A 21809-nucleotide genomic window follows, 5' to 3' on the forward strand; every position below is an offset into this window, starting at 1 on the left:
GTCCAGATGGTCTAGGCGCAGGGATTTTGGGCACCGTTCACAATGGACAGATCCGGTGGTGGCGTGGTCTTGGTCTGCTCGCCACCGCCGCCCGGTTTGGGCGTCTCGAACTTCTCCGTGAAACCCGGTGACAGCAGCAGTTGCACCGCGCCGCCCATGCTCTCGTCCAGCACCAGCTCGGCCTCCGGCACCGCCGCCTTCACCGTCGCCGCCCAGTCCTCGCGACCGGTGGCGTACTTGATGACCGTCTTGCCGGTCGCCGGACCGCCGCCGGACAGCACGACGTCGAAGCCGTACTCCTTCAACTGGTTCGACGTGGTGCCGGCCGCGCCGTCGACGCCGCCCTCACCGTTGAGCACCTGGACCTTGACCTGCTTCGGGTCGATCACGGCGCCCTGCTTGGGCGCGGCCTGGGTCGGGCTCGCGGGAGCCGCGGCGGCCGACGTCGTCGGTGTCGCGTCCGGGGTTTCGCCGGGCAGCGGGGTGCCGTCGATGATCGCCTGGAACAACGCCTTGGCCTCGTCGGTCTTGAGCTCCTCGGTGTTGTCGTCCGGCGAGAGCGTCGGACCTTCCTCGGTGTAGTGCGGGATGGTCACGAAGCTGACCCGGCCGGCGTCGAGGCTGCGCAACGACTCCGCCAGCGTCAGCATGTCGTTCACGCCGATGTTCTGGCCGACCGTCGCCGCCGCGAACGCGTTGAGGAAGGCGTTGAGCTTGCCCGGGTTCAGCAGGATCTCGCTCGACAACGCCTTGCGCAGCAACGAGGACAGGAACTGCTGCTGGCGGTGGATGCGGTCGTAGTCGGAGAACTGGTCGGTCTTCACCGTCCGCGCCCGCACGTAGTCCAGCGCCTTCTGGCCGCTGATCTCGTACTTGCCGGGCTTGTCGAAGATCATGCCGAGCTTGGCGTCGTCCATCACCTTCGGCACGCACACCTCGACGCTGCCGACCGCGTCGACCATGCCCTTGAACCCGGCGAAGTCCACCGAGATGAAGTGGTTGATGGTCAAGCCGGTCAGCTCGGTCATGAAGGTGCTGACGCACTTCGGCCCGCCGTCCGCGTAGGCCTGGTTGGCCAGCACGTTCTCCTCGGGCTTGAGCTGCTCGCCGGTGTAGGAGGCGGTCTTGTAGTCCCAGCGCTCGCACGCGGGCCGGGTGATGCGCATGTCGCGCGGCACCGACACGACCACGACGCGCTTCCGGTCCGCCGGGATGTGGGCCAGCATCAGCACGTCCGAGCGCGCGCCCGGCTCCTGGTCCGAGTCGCCGACGCCGTCCTGCGGCTTGGCGCCCGCGCGGGTGTCCGAGCCGACGATCAGGAAGTTCTCGTCGCCCAACTGCTTCTCCGCCTCGTGCACCGCGGCCGAGTTGGTGTTGAGCGCGTCGATCTCGGTGAACTTGCTGTCGATGTAGCGCATCGCGCCCCAGCCGAGGCCGGTCGCGAGGAACACCGCGACGGCGGCGACCAGCGAGACGATCTTGACCGACTTGACGATCCGGCTGTGCTTCTCGGTGCGCACCCGCCGGCCGCCGCCCTCCCCGTCCACCGGTTCGGCGAACTGGGTGGCGTCCTCGTCCTCCTCGGACTTCCACGGCATGAGCTTCTGCCGGCGTTCCTTGCGCTGGCGCACCTGCTCGGCGAGTTCGTCGTGGACGGCGGAGAACCGCGCGAGCGTGTGGTCCACCTCGCGCCGCTTCTTCACGTCGTCGGAGATGGCCTCCATCTCCGTGGTGAGGCTCGCCGGGTCGACCTGGTCGCGGCGCTCGGGCTGGTCGGCGGGACGGTCCGGCGCGGCGCTCTCGGCGTGCTCGACCGGTTCCTCGGGCGCGAGCCGGCGCGGGGCGTCGACCGGGGTGCGCCGGGAGGGCTCGCCGTCGACGCCGGGGTGCCGTGCGGCGTCCTGAGGCGCGCCAGGACGGCCGTTGTCGGCGCCGGGCTGGGGAAGGCGGCGGGACGGCTCCCCGTCGGCCCGGGGGCCGTTCTGGGGCTGCGCGAAGCGCCGGGAGGGCTCGCCGTCGGCGCTGGGGATCGGGAGCCGGCGGGACGGCTGGTCGGGCCGGCCCGGTTGCCCGGGTTGACCGGCCGGGCCGGGTGCCGGCGGTTGCGGGAACCGTCGTGAGGGCTCGCCGTCGGGACCGCTGCGCCGACCGTTCTCCGGCACGGGCGGTCGCCGCGGTGGCTCGCCGGGCCGCCGGGGGCCGGCCGGGTCGGGCTCGGCCGGTCGACGGGCACCGCTCGGTTCCGCGTCGCCGGGCCGGCGCGCGCCGGGGTCGGGCTCCGCGAGTCGACGCGCGCCCTCGGCCGCCGGGTGGTCGGGTTCGGCCAGGCGTCGGGGACCCGTGGCGTCCGGGCCGCGCCGGACGCCGCCGGGGTCGGGTTCGGCGAGCCGTCGCGGACCGCTGCCGTCCGGACCACCGGGCCGTCGTTGCGCGCCCGTGTCGGAATCGGCCGGTCGACGCGGACCGCCGTCGGGTCCGGTGTGGTCGGGCTCGGCGAGTCGCCGGGGGCCGCTGCCGTCCGGACCGCCGGGTCGGCGCGGACCGTCCGGTTCGGCCAGGCGGTGCGGACCGCTGCCGGGCTCGGCGAGCCTGCGGGGTCCGGTGCCGTCGGGGCCCGGTCGGTGCGGACCACCGTCGGGTTCGGCCAGTCGTCGTGGGCCGCTGCCGTCGGGACCGCCGGGTCGACGTGGACCGTCCGGTTCGGCCGGCAGGTGGGGGCCGCCGTCGGGGCCGGCGAGTCGACGCGGGCCGGTGCCGTCCGGGCGGCGCGGGCCGTCCGGTTCGGTCGGGCGGTGCGGACCACTGCCCGTCGGGTCGCCGGGCAGTGGTCCACCCGGGCCTGGTTCGGCGAGTCGGCGGGGCGCGGGGCCCGGTTCACCGGGGCGGCGCGGGCCGCCCGGAGGGCCGGCGAGTCGGCGCGGGGTGTCCGGTTCGGCCAGGCGGTGCGGGCCGCTGCCCGCCGGGTCGACCGGTCGGCGGGGAGCGCCGAAGTCCTGGTCCGCCGGGCGGCGCGGGTCGCCCGCGTCGGGAAGTCGGCGTGCGCCACCGGGTTCGGCGACGCGGTGCGGACCGCTGCCGTCCGGTTCGGCGAGTCGGCGCGGGCCGCCGGCCTCGCGTGGGCCGGGCTCGGGGAGTCGCCGTGCGCCACCGGGTTCCGCGACGCGGTGCGGGCCGCTGCCGTCGGGTTCCGCCGGGCGGCGGACGGGTGGTGGCTCCGGAGGGCGGTGCGGTGCGCCGGGGTCCGGCTCGGCGAGTCGGCGCGCGCCACCGAGGTCCGGACCACCGAGGTGGTTCAGTCCACCCGGGTCCGACTCGACCGGGCGGCGGGCTCCGCCGAGGTCGGGGTGGCGTGGTCCGGCCGGGTCGGGCTCGGCGAGTCGGCGTGCGCCGCCGGGGTACGGGTCCGTCGGGCGCGGCGGTCCGCCGGGGTCCGGGTCGACGGGGCCGCGCGTGCCGAAGTCCGGCGCCGCGGGGCCGCGCGGGCGACGCCTGCCCGTCGGCTCGGGTTCGACCGGTCGGCGCGCACCCGGCGGGTCGTCCGGGGCGAAGCGGGGTGGCTCCGGCTCGGCCGGCACGTCGCGCGCCCGGCGGCGACCGCCGTCCTGGGAGCGGGCCCGGCGGCCCGTCGGCTCGGCGTCGTCCAGCCTGCGGCGACCGGCGCGCGGCGCGGCCTCGGGTGGTTCCGGCGCGGCTCGACGGCCCGTCGATTCCGGGGCGGGGCCGGGTGGTTCGGGCGCGGCACGGCGGCCGGTGGACTCTGGCGCGGCACGGCGTCCGGTCGGCTCCGCGGCTCGGCGACCCGGTGGTTCGGGCGCGGCGCGGCGGCCGGTGGACTCGGGGGCGGTGCCCGGCGCCTCGGGCGCGGCGCGGTGGCCGTTGTCCGACTGGTCGGGCGGGACCGGACGAGGGATGTTCGTGCGGCTGTGCTGCTCCAGCAGTTCGGAGACGCTCAGTCCGCCACCGCCCTCCAACGACCTGCGGCGACGTCCGGTCGGCCGGTCGTCCTCGGGAGGCTGCTCACCTCGGGGTCCGGGGCCGCCGCGGCGGGGCTCGTCGGGCACCCGGTCTCCCTTCAGCTTCGGTCACTAGTGGGTCGTCATCACGAGTTGACGACGGCAAGGACACATTGGTTGCACCAACGGCGTGTCAGTTGCGTTGGCGATACTACGGATGACGGCCACTCCTGACGACCACTCCCGGTGATACAGGGGTGGTTCGTCGTTCGATACGCGTCGCAGACTACGTCCGGAAGAGTGAGCTTTCGCTCACCGATCAGTAACCGGCCACCCGCGATTCAGCGATCCCACGTCGCCCGGAAGCGGCACCGGCGAGGCGGACCCGGCCGCCCTCCCGGTACGCGACCGCGTTGCGTCCTGACTGCTTGGCGGTGTACAGGAGGCTGTCGGCGCGCAACAGCTGTTGCTCGGGGGCCACCGGCGCCCGCGCGGCGGGGTCCTCTCCGTCCGACTCGCACGCGAGGCCGACGCTCACGGTGACCCGCAGCCCCGGCGCGAGGGACTGCCAGGCGTGACGCTCGACACGCAACCTGGCGGCCTCGGCGATTTCCACGGCCGTCGTCACGTCCACCTCCGGCAGCACGAGGACGAACTCCTCGCCGCCGTAGCGCGCGCAGAACCCGCCCTTGGGCAGGTCCTCCTGGAGCAGTTCGACCACCCGTTGCAGCACCCGGTCGCCCAGCAGGTGCCCGAAGGTGTCGTTGACCTGCTTGAACCAGTCCAGGTCGATCAGCGCGATGGCGAGCCCGGGCGTGCTGGCGCCGCGGCCCGACTCCAGGTCGACCAGCCGCTGGTCCAGGTAGCGGCGGTTGTAGCTGTCGGTCAGGCTGTCGCGCAGGCTCTGCTCGCGCGCCTCGGCGTGCTCGCGGCGGAGCCGGTCGACCTCGCGGCGCAGCTGCTCGGGGATCTTCGGCTGCTCGTCCTGGTCGGCGCAGGCCAGGTCGAACGCCGAGCGCAGGTGCTGGTAGGCCTGCCGCCACTGACCCCGGGAGGCGAGCAGCGTCGCGATGGACTCGTGCAACTGCACCAGGCCGTTGCCCTCGGCCTGGGCGACGTCGGCCGGCCCGTCGCGGTCGGGTTCGGCGACGTCGGGTCGCAGTGCGGTCATCGTGCTCACCTCCCTACTTGCCAAGGTGTCGTCCCTGAAGAGGCGGCGCTTGAGCCGGCGGGACACGTCGCAGGAGGATTTCCCTCTACTGGTTGACCGTGCACTGCTCCGAACCGGTGAGGTTCCGTGATCAAGTTGGCTGTTCGTGTGCCGTGCGTGGTCACTTCGCGCAAGGGGCGAAGCCGTACGCCTTGTCGTTGAGCAGCACCACGTGCTGCGAGCCGATCTGGCTGCCGATCTCGACGCCGTCCTGCACCACCGTCAACGTTACGGCCACGACGAGCACCACGCCTCGCGGGTGTTCGTCCCCTTTCGGTGGAGTCCAATCGGGGTCCAGGCGCAACGTGGACAGCGTCGGCTGCACCTTGATGGTGCCCTCGGGCAGTTTGCAGTCGGTCTGCGGGAAGTCCGGGTGCTGGGTGTCCTCGAGCAGTGCGTGCTGCTTGGCCGCACCCTCCGCGCCCGCGGTGTTGAGGGCGCTGAAGTAGCCGGTCACCAACTGCCGGTCCGCGTCCGTCACGGTGATCGGGCCGGCGCTGCCCGCGATCGCCGAACTGCACCCCGTCAGCAGTAACGCGCACGCCGCCAGCACGGCCGCCCGCACCGGCTCACCCACCCGAGTGCATGACGTCGGCGCCCTCCGGCACGGTCGCGTCCTCCGGGTCGTCCAGCCAGCCCTCGGGCAGCACGACCTTGGCCGGCGAGCCCTGCCTGCCGCGCGGGCCCTCGGCGTCGTCCGGGAACGGCGCGGTCGGGTCGAGGCGGTCGACCAGGTCGTCCAGTTCGGCGAGCGTGCTGACCATCGCGAGGCTCCGGCGCAGTTCGGCGCCCACGGGGAACCCCTTCAGGTACCACGCCATGTGCTTGCGCAGGTCGCGGACGCCCTTCTGCTCGCCGAGGTGGTCGGCCAGCAGCGCGCCGTGCCGGCGGAGTACCTCGCGGACCACGCCCAGGCTCGGCCCGGGCGGTGGCGGCTCGCCGCGGAACGCGGCCTGGAGTTCCCCGAACAGCCACGGCCGGCCGAGGCACCCGCGTCCGACCACGACGCCGTCGCACCCGGTCGCGGCGACCATGTCGAGCGCGTCCCGGGCGCTGAAGACGTCCCCGTTGCCCAGCACGGGCACGTCGGTCACCGCCTCCTTGAGCCGCGCGATGGCGCTCCAGTCGGCCTGCCCGGAGTACCGCTGCGCGGCGGTCCGGGCGTGCAGCGCGACGGCCTGCGCCCCCTCGTCGGCGGCGATCCGCCCGGCGTCGAGGTAGGTGAGGTGCTCGTCGTCGATGCCGATCCGGAACTTCACCGTCACCGGCACGCCCGCGGGCTCGGCGGCCCGCACCGCGGCCCGCACGATCTGCCGGAACAGCTGCCGCTTGTAGGGCAGCGCGGCACCGCCGCCCTTGCGGGTCACCTTGGGCACCGGGCAGCCGAAGTTCATGTCGAGGTGGTCGGCCCGGTCCTCGCCGACGATGATCCGCGTGGCCTCCGCGACGGACGCCGGGTCGACGCCGTAGAGCTGGAGCGACCGCGGGTTCTCGTCCGGGCCGAACGTGATCATCTCCATGGTCTTGGAGTCGCGTTCGACGATGGCGCGGGCGGTGATCATCTCGCACACGTACAGCGAGGTGGGACTGCCGAACTCGCGGCACAGCTGCCGGAAGGCCACGTTGGTGATACCGGCCATCGGGGCGAGCACGACCGCCGGATCGACCTGGTGGCGGCCGATCCGGAGCGTGGGTGCGGGGTGCAGGGCGGTGGACATCGCCTCCCATTGTCGCCCAGCGGGTCCAGTGGCGGTCGCCACAACGGAAATCCGGTGCGACTCGGTTCGTGCCCGGAGCGGGCCGGGTGTGGTCGGCCGCACACCCCGAGCCGGGGGCGAGGCCGCCGGAGATCGCTACCCGGCCGACCTCCGTTCGACTGCGCACGGGGGCGCGGCGGTGTCGCGGGTTCCGGACCGCCGAGGCGTGACGTCACCCCCGACGCGCGGTGCGCGGAGCCGGAGCCGGAGGTGGGAGGTCATGGGGGCAATTGTGCCGAGGAGCACCGACAGTTTCGGGTTTACGCAGGTCAGCGGCCTGGGTGGGCGGTGCGCCACGTGATCGCCCGCCGTCCTTCGTCGCTCGTTCGGGCCGGGTTCACCCGCGGCCCCTAGCGTCCGGCAGCGGACCGAAACCGGTCTATACCTGTTATCCGAGGAGGCAGGGTGCGAGGCACACTCGCGTTGGTGCTGGGTCTGGCCGCGGCCGTCGTCGTGGTACCCGCCACCGCGCACGCCGCTCCGAAGACGCCCAAGGTGCTCGTGATCGGCCTGGACGGCGCCCGGTACGACAAGTTGCTCGCCGAGAACACCCCCAACGTCCACTCGCTCGCGCAACGGGGCTACTCGTCGCGCAGCGCCCTCTACGGTTCGGGCATGGCGCCCACGGTCAGCGGTCCGGGGTGGTCGACCATCCTCACCGGCGTCTGGCCGGACAAGCACAAGGTCAAGGACAACTCGTTCGGCGGCAACGCGCTGGCGAACTTCCCCAGCTGGCTCTCGCGCGCCCAGACCGCGAAGCCCGCGCTCGACACGTACGCGGCCGTGGACTGGAAGCCGATCTCCGACTACGTGCTGCGCGACGGTCAGGACCGGAAGTTCGTCCTCGACGGCGACAGCGCCGGGTACCCGGGCTCGGACGAGAAGGTCGCGGTGGACGCGGAGAAGCACCTGCGCGCCGACCAGGCCGACGCGTCGTTCGTCTACTTCGGACAGACCGACGAGGCGGGTCACGCGCACGGCGCGGAGTCCGGCCAGTACGCGGCGTCGTTGCGCACCGACGACGCGTTGATCGGCAGGCTGCTCACCGCGATCCAGGCGCGGCCGACGTACGCGGCCGAGGACTGGTTGATCATGATCAGCGCCGACCACGGGCACACCGCGGCCGGCGGGCACGGCGGTGACACGCCCGAGGAGCGGATGACGTTCGTGATCGCCGCGGGTGGCGGCGTGCCGACCGGGACCCCCGCGGTGCAGCCGAAGATCGTGGACATCTCGGCGACCGTGCTGCGGCACCTGGGCGTGTCGGCGTCGCTGGACGGGTACGCGCTGGGTCAGGTACCGGTGGACCCGTTCGACTCGGTGACGTTGAAGGCGCGCCAGGACGAGACGGGCGTGCCGGCGTCGGTGCTGGGGTGGACGCACACCGCGCCGTCGGGCTGGACGGTCCGGACGACCGGTCCGCAGGGCGTCGCGGAGTGGCAGGGCTGGTCGTTCACCACGGACGACTTCTGGACCCGCACCGCGCCGGGGCAGCAGCGCGAGGCCAACGTGCGGGCGCGCGGGGTGTTCGCGGTGGCGGACCCGGACGAGTGGGACGACAAGGGCTCGCCGTCGGCGTCGGGCAAGTTGGACACCAGCCTCGTGTCGCCGGGGTACGACGTGAGCGGCGCGTCGTCGGTGAAGCTGGCGTTCGGGTCGCACTACCGGCAGGACGGCACCCAGAAGGCGGCGGTGACGGTGTCGTTCGACGGCGGTGCGGCGAAGACGGTGCTGTCCTACGGCCCCGGGACGGCCGACGTGCTCGCGGGTCAGGTGGCGTTGACCGTGCCGGTGCCCGCGGGCGCGCGGTCGATGGCCGTGACCTGGCGGTTGTACGACGCGGGCAACAACTGGTTCTGGGCGGTGGACGCGCCCGGCGTGACGAAGTGATCCCCGCGGGTCCCGTGCCCTCGTGGCACGGGGCCCGTCACCGGGCCTCCACGACCGAGAGCACGGTCGGGGTGGGGATCACCCTGGTGAGTTCCAGGCCCGCGGCGGCGAACAGGGCGCGGAAGTCGTCCTCGGTGCGCTCTTTTCCGCTCAGTGAAGCCATCATCATCAGGTCCAGCGCTTTGCCCTGGTGCGGTTCGTCGCCCGGCGGGAGGACCGCGTCGACCACCAGCACCCGCCCGCCCGGGTTCAGGGCGCGGCGGCAGTGGGACAGGACGGTGGCGCACCGGTCGTCGGGCCAGTCGTGCAGGATCCGCTTGAGCACGTGGACGTCGCCGGGCGGCACCTCGGTGAAGAAGTCGCCCTCGGAGGTCGACCAGCGGTCCGCCGGCAACCCGCCGAGGCGGTGCCCGGCCAGCACGTGGGCCTGGTCGTGGAGCACGCCGCGCAGGTCGGGCCGGGCGGTCAACGCGGCCAGCAGGAACCCGCCGTGCCCGCCGCCGACGTCCACCACGGTCGCGTCGGTCGGGAAGTCGCAGCACGCGGCGATCGGGTCGTTCTCGATGTCGGAGAACGCGGCCATCCCGTCGTGGAACACCGCGGCCGTGTCGGGGTTGCGGGCGAAGTGCTCGAAGAAGGGGACGCCGAAGATCCGGTCGAACACCGGGTCGTTCCTCAGGCAGTCGGCCAACTCGCCCGCGGGGCGCCACATGGTCTCGTCGGTGAGCATCAGGACGGCCGATCGGACCGAGATCGGCGCGTCGGTGCGCAGCACGTCACCGGCGGGCGTCAGCCGGAACCGCCCCTGGCTGTCCTGGGCGAACAGGCCTTTGGTGGCCAGCAGGCGCAGGACCCGGTAGAGCCCGTCCTCCGCCGTGCCGGTGCGTTCGGCCAGTTCCGCCGCGGTGCGGGGGCGGTCGAGGTGGTCCGCGACCCCGACCGCGGCGGCGGCGCGGAGGGCGGCGGGGTAGAGGTAGCCGAGCGCCTGGTCCACGACGAGCGCGGCCGACCGCCGTGCCTCGAACGCCTCGCTCATGGGCAACTCCTCGGAAATCGACCGGCCGGCATCCGATCCTCCAACGCCCGTGCCCCAGCCACCACCGCCCGTGGCGTGACTACGGCTGTCACTCGTTCGGTGGTGGAATCGTCACCCAGGGTCGGTGCCGCAGTGGCAGTCCCGTTGCACCCCGAAGCGGAACCCCGCGCAGCCAGTCTTGTTCGGGGACGGGCGCGTAAACGGGGGTAAGTGGGGGATTCGATCTTGAAGCCGCTGAGCCCAGGGCTGTGACCTGGGGTTTTGGTGGGCCGCCAGGGACTCGAACCCTGAACCCGAAGATTAAAAGTCTCCTGCTCTGCCAATTGAGCTAGCAGCCCTCGACGCACACCTTACCGAGTGGGAGTCAGCCGTAGGGGCGGGTGGTCGTGTCCGCTTCGCCGTGTCTGCGCTCACGTAGCGGGACCCTGGTTCGGGGGTCGGGTGTCACCGCAGGTCCGGGGCATGGCCTCAATCGTCAGGACATCCCAGTGCGACACGCCATGTGCGGAACTTGGGAAAAGGTATCTACCGCCCCATTTCCGCGGTACGATCCCGCCATGTCTGAGCTGCCGGAAAAGCCATCTAAGGATCGCACCGCGGTCGAGCTGTTCGCTGGCGCCGGCGGGCTGGCGATGGCGGTGCGCAATGCCGGCTTCCGGCCCTTGCTCGTCAACGAGTTCGCCAAGCACGCGTGCGCCACGCTCAGGGCCAACCAGATCCTTCCCCGGGAGCGGGGCGACGTGGTGCCCGCGGCCGGGGATTCCCGTTTGTTGGTCGAAGGGGACGTCCAGAGGTTGGACATGCGCTACCTGAAGGGCGCGGTGGACGTCCTGGCGGGGGGACCGCCTTGTCAGCCGTTCAGCCTCGGTGGTGTGGCGAAGGGCGAGGAGGACAAGCGCAACATGTTCCCCGAGATGTTCCGCGCCGTTCGGGAGATCGAACCCAAAGCGGTGATCTGTGAGAACGTCAAGGGTTTGTTGCGACCGTCGTTCAAGCCGTATTTCGACTACATCCTCCGTGAGTTGGAACTCCCATTCGAGGAACGCGAGGACACGAACTGGGAGGTGCACGACAAGCAGTTGCGGGAGCGGATCAGGCGGGCTGATGTGGATCCCCATCAGCGCTACAACATCGTGTTGAGTTCTGTCAACGCGGCGGACTACGGCGTTCCCCAGGTTCGGAATAGGATTATCGTCGTCGCCTTCCGCGCGGACTTGGACGTCGACTTGGACGCGTTTCGAGCCGCTGTCGAGCCGACTCATTCGGAAGACGCGCTCATCCGCTCCATCTTGAACGGCGAATACTGGGAGAAGTTCGAGGAGATGCCGCCGGACCACGTTCGTGAACGTGTCGAGGGGTTGTACAAGGGGAAAGAACCGGCGGACGACGGCAAGCTCCCTTGGCGCACCTTGCGGGACGCGATCTACGGAAAGCACGATGAGCGTGGGGTGCTTCGGGATCCGCTTCCGCCTGTTCCGTGGGACAGGCTTGACCGGATGGATTTCGATCCGGGGTTCAGGTACCATGCGGGTTGGCCGGGAGCCCGCTTTTACCACGGACATACGCCGAACTACCTCGATCGCCCGGCGAAGACCGTGAAGGCCGGCGTCCACGGGGTCCCCGGCGGCGAATCCGTGATGCTGACCGACGACCTGGATTCGGGGCGGTTCAGTTCGTCGGACGGCTCGCTCGACGAGACTTTGAAGAAGTGGCCGTACAAACACCGCTACATGACGGTGCGAGAGACGGCGCGTGTCATGACCTTCCCGGATCAGTGGCACCTCGAAGGTCCACGTGGCGAGAAGATGCGCCAACTGGGTAACGCCGTCCCCGTGCTGCTCGGCGAGGTCTTCGCCAAGGCCGTCGCCGCGGTCTTGGACGAGGCGGAGAAGCGGTGAGCACGACCGCCAAGGCGGGTTGGAACGATCGGGTGCCGTCCGACCGCGCTTGGAAAGCACGTCCCGGTCGGAACAAGGCGGCGGTGTCGGCTGAACAGGATCGCGCCGCTGGGGGAAAGGATCGCCGCTGGATCGACCTGGGCGACGGACGGTTCGCGAGAGCCTCCGTCGAACTCAAGGTCCTCCCGCGCACGCGGCGGATTCGCGCCTATCTGCGGTGGTATGACAGCGGCAGGTCACCGACCAGGTATCTCGGAGAAGTGGACGGTACGCGCCGGGCGGGCAACCTCGCCGACGGTTGGAGGATTGCCGGGGAAAGGGGATTCCTGACCGAGCGGCCGCTGCCCGAGGATTCCTGGGCCGCGTCCCCCGCGGTCCGCTCCTCGATGCGGGGGAACAGGGGTAAGGACACGACCCCCGAGTTGAGGCTGCGCCGGATGCTCTACCGGGAGGGGTTGCGTTACCGGGTCGGAGTGAGGCCGGTGGCGGAACTGCGCAGGACGGCGGACGTCGTTTTCACGTCGGCCAAGGTGGCGGTTTTCGTCGATGGTTGTTTCTGGCATGGTTGTCCCGAACACCACCGACCCGCGCGGACCAACAGCGACTTCTGGCGGGAGAAGATCGAGGGAAATCGGCGTCGTGACGACGAGACGGACGAGGTTCTCCGGGGCGGGGGTTGGACCGTGGTCCGGATTTGGGAGCACGAGGACGCCGAACCGGCGGCGGATCGGATCGCCTCGATCGTCCGTTCGGTCAAGACTTGATCTTCTCGGTCGAGCGCGATACTCCCGGGATCAACTCGATCGGTTGTCCGAGGCCTCGAAATCCGATCGGATCGCCGCTTTGCGCACTCCGATGGTCGGGTGGGATCGGGCGGTGGTGGTGGACGGGGCGATCGCGCCGTATAGGGCGGTGATCTGGGCGGACGTCACGACGTACGGCCGCGGGTGAACGGTCGTAGACCACTCGTCCAGTGCCTTCAGGGGTAGTGGGGAACGCGACGCCACCACGACGACGCTGCCGGACGACTCCCTCAGGAACACCGTTGCGGTCGAGATCGCCGCCACGTGCGGGAGGACCTCGGCGGCGGCGGTCGCGGCTCGGCGGGTGAAGGTCAGGTCTTGGCCGTCGTGCAGGTTCGTGGTCAGCACGCCCTTCGGGGTCAGGACCTCGGCCGCTTCGGCGAAGAACTCGACGGTGGCCAACTCCGCAGCGATCTCACCCGCCCTGAACACGTCCAGCACCACCAGATCCGCGGTTGCCCTTGGCAGGGTCCGGATGCCTTCGGCACCGTCCTCGATCCGTACCGGTACATCGGTCGGCAGGTGGGTCAGCACGAACTCGACCAGCGGCCCGTCCAGGTCGAACACCACCTGCTCTGATCCCGGCCGGGTGGTCGACACATATCTGGGGAGGGCCAATCCGCCGCCGCCCACGTGCACGGCGCGCACTGGCAGGCCGGTCGGCAGGGTCTGGTCGATCACCGCGGCCATCCATGTCACGTACGGCATCCGCAGGTGGGTCGGGTCCGCCAGATCCACGTAAGACTGGAACACGCCGTCCACCGCGAGTGTCCAACCCCGCGGCGCGAACGGGTCCGGGAGCAGTTCGGCCTCGCCGAAGCGGACCCGGCGGCGCGGCACCTCTCGGCGGTCGGTCGTCATCGCGTCGATGGTAGGACCGTCTACCGTGGTACGGGTGCGGGTGGTCACGTGGAACGTCAACTCGGTGAAGCAGCGCGCACCTCGACTGCTGCCATGGCTGGACGAGCGACGTCCTGACGTCGTCTGCCTCCAGGAGACCAAGCTCGCCGACGACGCGTTCGACGCGCTGCTCGGAGCTGAACTCGCGGTTCGTGGCTACGAGTACGCGGCGCATGGCGAAGGGCGCTGGAACGGTGTCGCGATCCTGTCCCGAGTCGGTCTCGCGGACGTCGTGCGCGGCCTTGAAGGCGAGCCGGGCTTCCCCCACCCGGAAGCGCGCGCCGTGGCGGCGATTTGTGGCGGCGTCCGGGTGCACTCGGTGTACGTGCCCAACGGCCGAGTGCCGGACTCCGACCACTACCACTACAAACTCGCGTGGTTGGCGGCGTTGAAGGACGTCGTCGCGGACGGCCCCGACGAGGCACTGGTGTGCGGCGACATCAACGTAGCGCCCACCGATGCGGACCTCTACGACGCGGCCGCGTTCAAGGACAACACGCACATCACACCCGCCGAACGCGCGGCCGTCGCGGCGTTGGGGTTGCGCGACGTGGTGCGGGAGCGGTGGCCGGACGAGCGGGTGTTCAGCTACTGGGACTATCGCGCGGGCGCGTTTCACCAAGACCTCGGTATGCGCATAGACCTGGTTCTGTCGACCGACATCACCGCGCGACGGGTCATCGCCGCGTGGGTGGACCGGCACGCGCGCAAGGGTAAGGGACCGAGTGACCACGCGCCGGTCGTGGTCGACCTGGACGACGCGCCGGACGGTGATCTCGGCCCGATGGTGCCGCCACCTTCCGTTCGCGCCCGTTGATTCGGTCCGGCCCCGGATTCAAGCTGGACATGATGCCGACTCGCATATTTGGGCGTTCGGGCTGGTCGGAGGTGTGACGTGTGAGCTTCGAGTCGCGCGAATACCGCTCCCGCGGAAGGTTCCACACTGGTGTGTCCGAGCGCCGAGTCGGTGCCTATAACGCACCGTAGACGGGTTTTCAAGGAATGCTTCCCGTGTTGCCCTTCAGGGGCTACAGTCCTTGGCACGTGTCTCCGGTCGGTTCACTTCGGACATTCGACTCCGGGTGATTCGACGTGTCGTCACGCTTTTGTTCTCCGTTTCTTGGTTCGGCTTGGGGAGAGGGGTATCGGGTTCGTGAAGATCACGCCATCGGCGCGCATCCTCAAGATGCTCGGCGAGATCGAGTTCGATCCGTGGCAATGCATCGCGGAGTTGATCGACAACTCGTTCGACGACTTCACGGAGATCGTCCGGGAGGGAAAGCCCTGGGCCGGGGGGTTCAAGGTTTCGGTGACCCTGCCCGCCTTGAGCGCGAAGGCCGCCGAAGCCCGCATCCTCATCGAGGACTCGGGGCGGGGCATGAGCTACGAGCGCTTGGAGCAGTCCGTGCGCGCCGGCTGGTCGAGCAACGACCGTTTCGACAAGCTGGGCTTGTTCGGCATGGGGTTCAACGTGAGCACGGCGCGCCTCGGTCGGCGGACGAGGGTGCTGACGACACGGGCGGGGGACCCGAACTGGATCGGTGTCGAGATCGACCTCGACCGCATCGGTGACGACTACGAGGCCGAGGACATCACGGAACCCAAGGACGATCCGAACGAGCACGGCACCAGGGTCGAGATCAGCAAGCTCCACCCGGAGCGTGCGGGCTGGCTCCAGCGCAACGCCGCCAACCTCCGCACCACGCTCGGCAAGACGTATTCCTGGATCCTGGACAACCGCCCTTTCGAGCTTTGGGTCCAGCGCGTGCAGGTCAAGCCTCGTCGACACTGCCGATGGGGCGACGACAGGTTCGTCGTCTACGGCGGCGGCGCCTCCTCGGTGAAGATCCCGGCGTACATCGAGATCGACCAGAAGTTCGACCCCGCGGAGGCGTGCGCGGATTGCGGTAACTGGCAGTCGCCGGAGAAGGGCAGGTGCGACGAGTGCGGTGGTGCTCGACTCGTGCGTCGGGAGCGGCGGATCCACGGCTGGCTCGGAGTGCAGCGGCACCTGGACAAGCGCGAGTTCGGGGTCGACTTCATGCGCAACGGTCGGAAGATCCTCCAGTGGGACAAGCAGTTGTTCGACTGGAAGAACCCCAACGACCCGCTCGGCCTGGTCGACACCGAGTACCCGATCGAGTTGGCGAACCAGGGTGGCAGGTTGATCGGCGAGATCCACTTGGACCACGTCCCCGTCACTTACCAGAAGAACGCCTTCGAGTACACCGATCGTAGTTGGCGTGCCGCGGTCGACTACCTGCGAGGTGTGGGCCCGCTACAGCCTGAGAAGGCCAAACGCGCCTCATATCCAGACAACACGAGTCCGCTTGGGATCCTGTTCAAGGGATACCGTCGGAACGCTGCGGGCCTGCGGTGTCTTGTGCCCGGCGACGGTACCCGGCCCATTCATGAGGAAACCCGCAAATGGGCGCAGAAGTTCCATCAGGGCGACCCCGCGTTCCAGAGCGACGAGCGCTGGTACGAGGCGGTTGTGAACCACGAGGAGCAGGGCACACGGGCCAAACTGCATAAGGCCCAGGCTCACACCGCGCCGAAGGCGGACGAGGACGCGGTCCGGGAGGCGTTGGGCCTGGACCTGGACTCGTCGGAACCCGAGCGGATCGTTCCGGAGTCGCCGGTGCGTCGACCCGAGACGTTTCAGGATCGGCTGGTCCGGTACGGGGAAGCGTCGACCCTGGTGCCCGAGTTGTCGCGGGATTTCGGCCTGCCGAGGTTGGGGCACCTGGAGGTGGAGACCCGGCGACTGGCAGGCCTGCCGCTCACCGACGCGAACGGTGAACCCGCGCCGGTCCTGTTGGTGCAGGGGGCTGGTGGTACCGCGACTGCCTTCCTCGACTCCGGTCACGAGGCGTTCGTCAAGCTCGGTGTCCAGCCCGCGGAGTTGCTCTTGGTCGAGATCGCGGCGGTGCTGAAGGTCCGCGGTGAGACCGGCCGCAACCACGCGCAGTTGGTGACCGAACTGCGCGGCAGGTGCCTGCCGGACACAGTCGTCGACTTCGACGTGATCAGCGCCCAGGCGCGTGAAGTGCTGACCGAGGTGCGTCGACTGATGACGTCGGCTGTCGAGTCGGACGCGGGTCGGGCTTACCAGTACCTCTCGCCCGACGAGTTGACCACCACGGAGAACGAGGTGATCGCCAACGGACGCCCGGAACTCCTCGACAAGCTCGGGGTCAATGGTGAGTTCCTGCTCTACGTGCCGCCGCTGTTCATCGTCAGGTTGCTGGAGTCCTGGCCCGAGGCGTTCATGGACGGCAAGGTCTTCAGAGGACCGTACGCGGGAGTGTCCTCCCCGTCGGCGCAGCGTCTCAGCCTCGCGCGGGTGGCCGGCTACCTGAACGACGTCGCCACCTTGGTGAGTTTCAACTCCCGACCCGCCATCGCGCAGCTCCAGCGCACGTTGCTGAGCATCAAGCTCTTGGCGGACGAGTTCCCGGAGGAGTCGTGAGCCGAGGATTCCTCTCTCCGGAGGAGTTGCTGGAGGGAGGCCCCGCCGGTCTGGTGCACGCGTTGGAAAGGGCGTTGTGGCACCTGGGCTTCGAAGACGTCAGGGTCATCGACGGCACGGGCGATCACGGTGCCGACCTGTTGGCGGTGCGGAACCGTCAGCAGTGGGTGTTCCAGTGCAAGTGGTCCAGCCGCGGTCTCATCGACCGGGAGGGCGTGGACGATGTCGAGCGCGCGTTCACCCGGTACCGGGCGGATCGTGGAGTTCTAGTCACCAACACCGGTTTGAGGGCGAGCGCGGAGGAGCGGCGGGCCGCTCTGGAGGGCATCGGTGTCAAGATCGCCGTGTGGGACTCGCCCACGTTGGCGGAGATCTGGACCCGGATGCCGGACCGGGTGCCGGCTCGCTACGAGCCGAGGGATTACCAGATCGAGGCGATCGAGGCGATCGAACGCGATCTCGGGACCCGGGGGGCCTCCCTGCTGGTACTCGCCACTGGTCTGGGCAAGACGGTCGTGGGCGGTGAGGTGATCAGGAGGTTCCTGGACCGACGGCCGGACGCCTCCGCGGTGGTCACCGCGCACACGAAGGAACTCGTCGAGCAGCTCGAGCGCGCGATGTGGCGTCACCTCGACAAACGTACTCCGACGCGCCTGCTGACCGGCGACGTCAAGCCGCGAGCACTCGACGGTGTGGTGGTCGGCACGGTGGAGTCGGTGCTGGGTGTGGTTCGCGCGGGTCTCGCGCCCGACTTCGTGATGGTCGACGAAACCCACCACGTGGGCGAGCACGGGATGTTCGCCGAACTGCTCGACCGCTGCCCCGGCGCTCTTCAGCTTGGCGTGACCGCGACGCCGTGGCGGGGTGACAAGTTCGACATCACCGCGAGGTTCGGTGCGCCGAGCTTCCTCATGGGCATCGCGGAGGGGATGGCGCGGGGGTACCTGTCGACCGTCGACTACAAGCTCTTCGTGGACAACCTGGATTGGGAAGCCGTTCGAAAGGCGAGCAAGCACGGCTACTCGATCCGGGAGTTGAACCACATGCTCTTCCTCCCCCAGCGGGACGAGGAGATCGTGGAACAACTGCGCGAGGTGTGGCGGCGGACCGTCGAACCCAGGGCGATCGTCTTCTGCCAGACCATCGAGCACGCCGAACGCATGGCGTCGCTGTTCGCGACGTCGGACCACGCGTGGAGGCGCGCCGCCTGTCTGCACAGCAAGCAGGCCAGGCAGCGCAGACAGGTCCTGCTCAACGAGTTCCGGTTGGGGCGGGTCCCCATCATCACGTGCGTGGACGTTTTCAACGAGGGGGTCGACGTTCCGGACGTGAACCTCATCGCTTTCCTCCGGGTCACGCACAGCAGGCGGATCTTCGTGCAGCAATTGGGTCGCGGCCTTCGCCTGAGTCCCCTGAAGGAGGCTCTGTCGGTGCTCGACTTCGTATCGGACATCCGGAGGGTCGCGGCCACACTCGACCTGAAGAGGTCGCTGGAGGCCGAGGCGGAGTACCTGAGGATGAACACCCGGTCGGGGGGCGGAGTGCGCTTCAGTGACAGCTCCGCAGGCAGCCTGCTCGACCATTGGATCAAGGACGCCGCGGACCTGGAGACGGCGGCGGACGAGGTCCGACTTCAATTTCCACCGTTCGAAGGGGGTTTCTGATCGTGGCCATGGCAGATGAGACCAAGCGGAAGATCGTGGCCGAACTGTTCCGCAGGGCGAGTGAGGTGGGGTGGCGCAACCTCTCGGACCAGGAGCACAGTCGGTTGTACAACAAGTGGGTCGACGAGGACGGGATCGGCGGCCTTCTCCGCAGCGAGTCCATGTCGGCTAACCAGGTTCGAACCTGGCTGAAGGACAGCGTGATGAAGGAGTACAGCCGCGCGATGTACGGCGTGGGCCTGTTCAAGGACTTGGTGCCGGATCCGGCACTCGCGGTTGATCACCTCGTCAAGCGGGCGCTGGGCGACGAGTGGCGCAATCTGTCCACCAAGCCAGCGATCAAGCCGCTGCGGGTGGTAGTGGGCAGCCAGGACGGCGAACACGCGAACTTCACCTGGGGCGCTCAGCGCGACCTGAAGCATCTGGTGTGGGCGGCCTTGAACGCGACCGCGCGTATGGGCAAGGAGAAGTGGGTGTTGTGCCTGGTGGAATCCTTCGAGGCGCCGACTCCCGCCGATCAGAAGCAACTCGACGTGAAGATCGGCGAGCAGTGCGGTTGGGTCGTGACGCACGTCCGGGGTTGGTGAACCCCCGACTTGGACGCGAACGGGATTAAGGCCGAGGCCCTGCGAGTGGCGTTGTCGCCCTTGGACGCCCGTGCTACCGCGATCGTACGGGCCAAAAGAAACGGGGCGACGTTGCGGGCGATCGCTCGTGAACATGGGATGTCGGCCGAGCGGGTTCGTCAGATCGTGGGCGAATCCGCGAAACGGGTCGGCGCGGAGTACGACCTCGTGCGGCCGGGCTGGAGGGAGGCGGCACGGGAACTCCTCGGCCGGGAATTGGCGGTGTCGGCGGCGACCTTCCTCAGCGTCGTGGGCGACGCCGAGGATTCGGTCCTCTGCCTGCTCGCCGAGGAGGTCGGCGCGGTTGAGGTGCGGAGCTGGGCTGGTACGAGTTCGCGTCTGTGGACGATCTCCCAGGACCTGGTCACCCTCGCGCTACGCGCGCTGGTAGCCCAGGCGCCGTTCGCTGCGGCCGAGCTGGCGCCAAGGTGCGAGGCGTTGGGGTTGACCTTCGTCGTCGGGGAGGTCGAGCGGATCCTGGGGCACGCGAAGAGCGCGCTCGTCTGTTCACCCCGAGGGGAGTGGCTGCGCAGGAAACGACGATCCGCGGACGGCGCGTACCTGTGGTTTCTCGAGGAGGGAGAGCCGAGACGGATCGAGGAGGTCGCCGAAGCCCTCGACCTTCCCGTCAGGGCTCTCGGCGAGGCCATGCGCCGGGACGGCCGGTTCGTGCGAGTCCGACCGGAGGGGACCTGGAGCCTGGACAGCTGGCCGGACGCGGCGAAAGCCGTGTACCGCAACGCCCTCGATGTAGTGGTCGACGTGCTGGGGGAGACCGGTCCGCTCACTTTCGAGCACCTCGCGTCCCGTGTCGTCGCGAGGTACCCCGTCACCACGGGACGCGTGCGGCAGTGCCTGGACAGCGAGCTGATCGGACTCACCGCGGACGGCCGGATCGATCTCGTCGAGCGCGGAGCGGTCCCTCGAGAGGAACCCGAACCGAAGAGGCCGGAGACCGTCTGGGTCGACGAGATCAACCAGCGGGCGGCCTTCCTGGTCCGTGTCGATCAGGAGGTCTTGCGGGGCAGCGGGGTGCCGATCCACCCCTGGATTCCCTGGTATCTCGGTCTTCGCCGGGCTCCTGCGGAGTCGGCGTTCACCGGCGCCGACGATCTCGGTCCATTGGTGGTGCGGCGGAGCACCAGTGGCTCGCACCTGTCGAGTCTCCGGTCGAGGGCGCGGGCTCTCGGGGTGGTCGAGGACTGCCGGTTGATGGTGGTGCTCGGGCTCGACGATCGATCGGCCGGGGTCTCGCACGACTGCGAAGACGAGCGTTGCCCGGCGACACAAGGGCGCCGCTGACAGCGCTTCGGGGCGGGTTCGGGGTTGCGCGGCCGCGGTTCGGGATCATGGTCCGACCGCACACCGAGGAGCAGCCGTGACCGACGTGACCGAGGACTACCTGGCCGACGAGAGCCTGCACGGGGTGATGCGGGGGTTGGCGTTGCCGCCCGCGTTGCGCGCGCAGTACGGGCACCGGCTGGTGGACCGGCCGTTCTTCCTGGACCGGGTGACGGCCGACGCGGTCGCGGCCGACGTGCGGGCGTTCTTCGAGCTGCTGTACTCCCTGCCCGGGCGGATGTTCGGCGGCAGCGTGCCGCGGTTCGCCCGCGCGCTCGGCATCCCGCCCGAGGAGGCCGAGCTGATGGGCGACGACCGGCCGCCGGTGTACGGGCGCGCCGACCTCTACCGGGTCGGCGACGGGTTCCGGTTGTTGGAGATCAACGCGGGGGCGCAGCTCGGCGGGCACGACCTCGGCGAGATCGCCAGGGTGCTGAACGACGACCCGACGCTGGCGCCGTTCGTCCGCCGGCACGGGCTGCGGCACGTCAACCCGGTGGAGAAGCTGATCGAGGCGGTCGGGTCCGACGGCACCATCGCGTTCCTCGAGGAGGGCGGGATGCTCGAGAAATTCGGCCGCGGTTTCGCGTCGTTGCGGGAATCCTTCGCCCGGCTCGGCGTCGAGGTGCTCCTCGGCGAACTCGAGGACGTGACCGAGCGCAACGGTTACCTGCACCTGCGCGGAACCCGGTTGGACAAGGTGATCCGGTACTTCTCGGCGCGCCAGGCGGTCGACTACGACGTGCTGCGGAAAGCAACCGGAACTTTCCTCTTCACGCCTTTCTCCAGTTACCTCTACGGCAACAAGTCGACGCTCGCGCTGCTGTCGGAGCACCGGGAAACGCTCACCGCCGGCGAAGGCGAGTTGGTGGACCGGTTGTTGCCGTGGACCCGGTACCTGGACCGCGTTCCGCGCGACCACGTCCGGGAAAACCGCGCGGACCTGATCCTGAAAGCGGCCGGGGAGTTCGCCGGAACCGGGGTGCACGCGGGTTGGCTGCACGACGACCGGGAGTGGGCGCGGCTGCTCGACGAGGTGGCGGGGCAGCCCTACGTGGTGCAGGAACGGGTGCGGCCGGTGCTGGACGTCGTGCCCGGTGACGACCGGCCGTGGCTCACCTGCTGGGGCTGGTTCGTGTCCGAGACGGGCTTCGCCGGGATGAGCATCCGGGCGATGCCGCAGGAGGACGGCGCGGTCGTCAGCTACGCGGGCAATCCGCTGACCCACGTGTCCGGACTGCTCGTGCACTGAGCGCGCC

At 69.8% G+C, this 21809-nt stretch carries 15 protein-coding genes and 1 tRNA gene; 9 read left to right on the forward strand and 7 right to left on the reverse strand.

Annotated elements, in window-relative coordinates:
* Positions 1-11: 11 nt before the first annotated feature.
* The 4 genes from AB0G50_RS06220 to dusB form a co-directional block, all read right to left on the reverse strand.
* Positions 12-4061, reverse strand: a complete 4050-nt coding sequence (locus AB0G50_RS06220; protein WP_360102868.1) for an LCP family protein — start codon at positions 4059-4061, stop codon at positions 12-14.
* Positions 4062-4272: 211 nt separating this feature from the next.
* Positions 4273-5124 (reverse strand): GGDEF domain-containing protein, encoded by an 852-nt coding sequence (locus AB0G50_RS06225; protein ID WP_360102870.1) that lies wholly within the window; start codon positions 5122-5124, stop codon positions 4273-4275.
* 160 nt (positions 5125-5284) lie between these two features.
* A complete protein-coding gene (locus AB0G50_RS06230; protein ID WP_360102872.1) occupies positions 5285-5740 on the reverse strand; it encodes a hypothetical protein in 456 nt (151 codons plus the stop codon).
* Entirely contained in the window at positions 5733-6881 is a 1149-nt protein-coding gene (dusB, locus tag AB0G50_RS06235; RefSeq protein WP_360102874.1) for a tRNA dihydrouridine synthase DusB, read from the reverse strand. Before dusB ends, AB0G50_RS06230 begins: the two co-directional genes overlap by 8 nt.
* Positions 6882-7325: 444 nt before the next feature.
* On the opposite strand from dusB, the gene AB0G50_RS06240 reads away from it, so the two are divergent.
* On the forward strand, positions 7326-8810 hold the full coding sequence (locus AB0G50_RS06240; RefSeq protein WP_360102876.1) for an alkaline phosphatase family protein: 1485 nt from the start codon (positions 7326-7328) through the stop codon (positions 8808-8810).
* A gap of 37 nt (positions 8811-8847) precedes the next feature.
* On the opposite strand, the gene AB0G50_RS06245 is transcribed toward AB0G50_RS06240, so the two are convergent.
* Both AB0G50_RS06245 and AB0G50_RS06250 read right to left on the reverse strand, forming a co-directional pair.
* Positions 8848-9846, reverse strand: a complete 999-nt coding sequence (locus AB0G50_RS06245; protein ID WP_360102878.1) for a methyltransferase — start codon at positions 9844-9846, stop codon at positions 8848-8850.
* A gap of 262 nt (positions 9847-10108) precedes the next feature.
* Positions 10109-10184, reverse strand: a tRNA-Lys gene (locus tag AB0G50_RS06250).
* Positions 10185-10403: 219 nt separating this feature from the next.
* On the opposite strand from AB0G50_RS06250, the gene AB0G50_RS06255 reads away from it, so the two are divergent.
* Entirely contained in the window at positions 10404-11744 is a 1341-nt protein-coding gene (locus AB0G50_RS06255) for a DNA cytosine methyltransferase (RefSeq protein ID WP_360102880.1), read from the forward strand.
* Positions 11741-12508, forward strand: coding sequence for a very short patch repair endonuclease (locus AB0G50_RS06260; protein WP_360102882.1), 768 nt, complete (start codon positions 11741-11743; stop codon positions 12506-12508). The genes AB0G50_RS06255 and AB0G50_RS06260 overlap by 4 nt, the downstream gene beginning before the upstream one ends.
* A 30-nt stretch (positions 12509-12538) precedes the next feature.
* On the opposite strand, the gene AB0G50_RS06265 is transcribed toward AB0G50_RS06260, so the two are convergent.
* Positions 12539-13408: a fused MFS/spermidine synthase gene (locus AB0G50_RS06265; RefSeq protein WP_360102884.1), complete on the reverse strand. Its 870-nt coding sequence runs from the start codon at positions 13406-13408 to the stop codon at positions 12539-12541.
* Between the two features lie 34 nt (positions 13409-13442).
* On the opposite strand from AB0G50_RS06265, the gene AB0G50_RS06270 reads away from it, so the two are divergent.
* The 6 genes from AB0G50_RS06270 (at position 13443) to AB0G50_RS06295 (ending at position 21802) form a co-directional block, all read left to right on the forward strand.
* Positions 13443-14264, forward strand: coding sequence for an exodeoxyribonuclease III (locus AB0G50_RS06270; RefSeq protein ID WP_360102886.1), 822 nt, complete (start codon positions 13443-13445; stop codon positions 14262-14264).
* A gap of 336 nt (positions 14265-14600) precedes the next feature.
* On the forward strand, positions 14601-16919 hold the full coding sequence (locus AB0G50_RS06275) for an ATP-binding protein (protein ID WP_360102888.1): 2319 nt from the start codon (positions 14601-14603) through the stop codon (positions 16917-16919).
* Positions 16916-18583, forward strand: a complete 1668-nt coding sequence (locus AB0G50_RS06280; RefSeq protein ID WP_360102890.1) for a DEAD/DEAH box helicase family protein — start codon at positions 16916-16918, stop codon at positions 18581-18583. Before AB0G50_RS06275 ends, AB0G50_RS06280 begins: the two co-directional genes overlap by 4 nt.
* An 8-nt stretch (positions 18584-18591) precedes the next feature.
* Entirely contained in the window at positions 18592-19170 is a 579-nt protein-coding gene (locus tag AB0G50_RS06285; RefSeq protein ID WP_360102892.1) for a hypothetical protein, read from the forward strand.
* Positions 19171-19308: 138 nt separating this feature from the next.
* Complete coding sequence (locus AB0G50_RS06290) at positions 19309-20511, forward strand: hypothetical protein (protein WP_360102894.1); 1203 nt, start codon at positions 19309-19311, stop codon at positions 20509-20511.
* A 76-nt stretch (positions 20512-20587) separates the two neighbouring features.
* Entirely contained in the window at positions 20588-21802 is a 1215-nt protein-coding gene (locus AB0G50_RS06295; protein WP_360102896.1) for a hypothetical protein, read from the forward strand.
* Positions 21803-21809 lie beyond the last annotated feature (7 nt).

It is taken from the genome of Actinosynnema sp. NPDC020468 (genome assembly GCF_040642015.1).
GTDB lineage: Bacteria > Actinomycetota > Actinomycetes > Mycobacteriales > Pseudonocardiaceae > Actinosynnema.

Excerpts from the sequence above, each read along its gene's own strand:
- dusB (WP_360102874.1), bottom strand. The coding sequence starts at position 6,881 with ATGTCCACCGCCCTGCACCCCGCACCCACGCTCCGGATCGGCCGCCAC.
- AB0G50_RS06290 (WP_360102894.1), top strand. The coding sequence starts at position 19,309 with ATGTCGGCCGAGCGGGTTCGTCAGATCGTGGGCGAATCCGCGAAACGG.
- AB0G50_RS06265 (WP_360102884.1), bottom strand. The coding sequence starts at position 13,408 with ATGACGACCGACCGCCGAGAGGTGCCGCGCCGCCGGGTCCGCTTCGGC.
- AB0G50_RS06255 (WP_360102880.1), top strand. The coding sequence starts at position 10,404 with ATGTCTGAGCTGCCGGAAAAGCCATCTAAGGATCGCACCGCGGTCGAG.
- AB0G50_RS06285 (WP_360102892.1), top strand. The coding sequence starts at position 18,592 with ATGGCAGATGAGACCAAGCGGAAGATCGTGGCCGAACTGTTCCGCAGG.
- AB0G50_RS06225 (WP_360102870.1), bottom strand. The coding sequence starts at position 5,124 with ATGACCGCACTGCGACCCGACGTCGCCGAACCCGACCGCGACGGGCCG.
- AB0G50_RS06245 (WP_360102878.1), bottom strand. The coding sequence starts at position 9,846 with ATGAGCGAGGCGTTCGAGGCACGGCGGTCGGCCGCGCTCGTCGTGGAC.